Raw genomic sequence first — 889 nt, forward strand, 5'->3', positions numbered from 1 at the left:
CGACGTGTGCCCGAAGGGGCTCAATCCGACCAAGGCGATCGGCAAGATCAAGGAATTGATGGTGCGCCGGGCGGTTTGAAAATGGACGAATCTCACCAGTCCGATCCCCTTCGCCGCGCGCGCCTTCGTTGGCGCGCAAGGCGCGGCCTGCTGGAAAACGATCTGATCTTCGAGCGTTTCTTCAGCCGATATGAGCACGACCTCAGTGACGCCGACGTGGCCGCATTGACCCGCCTGCTGGAGCTGAGCGACAACGAACTAATGGACTTGCTGCTGGCGCGTACCGAGCCGGAAGGCGACCTGGCGACGCCGGATGTAACCCGTTTGCTGGAGATGCTGCGCTCCGTGTGATTCCAGCAGGAATTCGCGGAGTTTTGCAAAATAGGCCTGTTGCACTGCACACAGTGCACTTCAGGCCGATAAGACAGTTTTGCCGCGCAGCTTCCGTCGTGCAAATTATCGAAAACCTGTATCCATACTTCGATTGAGGATGTGCTATGACCCCGTCAGATGTTAAAGCCACGCTATCGTTCAGCGACAACTCGCCGAGCGTCGAAATGCCGATCTACAAGGGCACCATGGGCCCGGACGTGATCGACATCCGCAAGTTGTACGGTCAGACCGGCAAGTTCACGTATGACCCGGGCTTCATGTCGACGGCGTCGTGCAATTCCGCGATCACCTACATCGATGGCGACAAGGGCGAGCTGCTGTATCGCGGCTATCCGATCGAGCAGTTGGCCGTGAACGCCGACTTCCTCGAAACGTGCTATCTGCTGCTGAAGGGCGAACTGCCGAACCCGGCGCAGAACAAGGAGTTCGTGGACACGGTCACGCGTCACACGATGGTGCACGAGCAGATGCACTTCTTCTTCCGCGGCTTCCGTCG

Annotated in this window: 2 protein-coding genes and 1 pseudogene; all 3 read left to right on the forward strand. The window is 58.5% G+C overall.

The features are described from left to right. A pseudogene (gene sdhB / locus AWB79_RS38820) lies at nucleotides 1-79 on the forward strand (succinate dehydrogenase iron-sulfur subunit); the annotation flags it as partial. A gap of 2 nt (nucleotides 80-81) precedes the next feature. Beyond that, a complete protein-coding gene (locus tag AWB79_RS37940; RefSeq protein WP_061172600.1) occupies nucleotides 82-351 on the forward strand; it encodes an FAD assembly factor SdhE in 270 nt (89 codons plus the stop codon). A 146-nt stretch (nucleotides 352-497) separates the two neighbouring features. Next, nucleotides 498-889 (forward strand): citrate/2-methylcitrate synthase (locus AWB79_RS37945; protein WP_332459684.1); only part of this gene is annotated, 392 nt, incomplete at its 3' end.

This window comes from Caballeronia hypogeia, from assembly GCF_001544875.2.
GTDB classification, from domain to species: domain Bacteria; phylum Pseudomonadota; class Gammaproteobacteria; order Burkholderiales; family Burkholderiaceae; genus Caballeronia; species Caballeronia hypogeia.

Bases quoted from the DNA above. Each gene is read 5' to 3' on its own strand.
- AWB79_RS37940 (WP_061172600.1), top strand. From the start codon at position 82: ATGGACGAATCTCACCAGTCCGATCCCCTTCGCCGCGCGCGCCTTCGT.